The 236-nt window shown below is 56.4% G+C and carries 1 pseudogene; it reads right to left on the bottom strand.

Annotation, left to right across the window (positions count from 1 at the left end):
* Positions 1 to 236, bottom strand: a pseudogene (locus tag GHO32_RS26615) (hypothetical protein); the annotation flags it as partial.

Genomic DNA, 236 nt, shown 5'->3' on the forward strand with positions numbered 1-236 from the left:
TTGTGGATCTGTTCCAAAAGCGCTTTTAGGTCATCACCCAAGCCATGAGGAACAGTCAGGGTCAGCAAATAGACCTGCATGCCCATGGATCGAGCAACGGCCAAAGCGGCCACGAGTTCGGCACGACGACGCTCGCTGATCTTGGCAGCGCAAACCGGGCAGGCCCAGACGGAAGCGCAGATCTGGAGGCCGGTGTAAACCGCCTTGTTGTGTTCCTGACTTTTGAGTATCTGGAG

The organism is Pseudomonas sp. FSL R10-2189, from assembly GCF_009600325.1.
Lineage (GTDB): Bacteria > Pseudomonadota > Gammaproteobacteria > Pseudomonadales > Pseudomonadaceae > Aquipseudomonas > Aquipseudomonas helleri.